The organism is Ruegeria sp. AH12, from assembly GCF_056541465.1.
In genome coordinates this window covers 1-846 of record NZ_JBQFYL010000117.1, presented here as the reverse complement: position 1 = coordinate 846, position 846 = coordinate 1, and the positions used below count along the sequence as shown (strand labels likewise).

Below are 846 nucleotides of genomic sequence, written 5' to 3'. Positions count from 1 at the left end.
ACTTGATCCAGCGAAATCGCGTGATAAGGAATCGTACCTGAACGGAACAACCGGAAGCTTACACCTCATGGCTTTTGAGACGATCATCGTCGAAATCGAAGACCACGTCGCCCTTATCAAGCTCAACCGCCCCGATGCGATGAACGCGCTGAACACCCAGTTGCTGGGTGAGCTGTGCGAGGCGCTGGAAGATGCGGATAGCAATGACAAAGTGCGCTGCATCGTCATCACCGGCTCGGACAAGGCCTTTGCCGCCGGTGCGGACATCAAGGAAATGTCCGAGATGAGTTTTGTCGATGTATTCGACGTCAATCTGTTTGCAGACGCCAACGATAGGGTTTCCGCGATCCGTAAACCTATTATCGCCGCCGTTGCCGGTTACGCGCTGGGCGGCGGCTGTGAACTGGCGATGCTGTGCGATTTCATCATCGCTGCCGACACCGCCAAGTTCGGCCAGCCCGAGATCAATCTGGGCGTCATCGCGGGGCTTGGTGGCAGTCAGCGTCTGACCCGCTTCGTTGGTAAGTCCAAATCGATGGACATGAACCTGACAGGCCGCTTCATGGACGCTGAAGAGGCCGAGCGCGCCGGATTGGTCAGTCGTGTCGTGCCCGCCAAAAAGCTGATCGAAGAGGCAACCGGTGCGGCGCAGAAGATTGCAGAGAAATCGCAGATCACGGCCATCGCGGCCAAAGAGGCTGTGAACCGCAGCTATGAGCTGCCGCTGAGCGAAGGCATGCTGTTTGAGCGTCGGGTGTTCCATTCGATGTTCGCGACAGAGGACCAGAAAGAAGGCATGGCCGCGTTTCTGGAAAAACGTGCGGCTCAGTTCCGCGACAAGTGATC

At 57.2% G+C, this 846-nt stretch carries 1 protein-coding gene; it reads left to right on the top strand.

What is annotated here, in order from left to right:
* The first annotated feature begins 67 nt into the window (after window positions 1–67).
* Complete coding sequence (locus tag ACR0EL_RS22020; RefSeq protein WP_170395375.1) at window positions 68–844, top strand: enoyl-CoA hydratase; 777 nt, start codon at window positions 68–70, stop codon at window positions 842–844.
* The last annotated feature ends 2 nt before the right edge of the window (window positions 845–846 follow it).

Excerpts from the sequence above, each read along its gene's own strand:
- ACR0EL_RS22020 (WP_170395375.1), top strand. The coding sequence starts at position 68 with ATGGCTTTTGAGACGATCATCGTCGAAATCGAAGACCACGTCGCCCTT.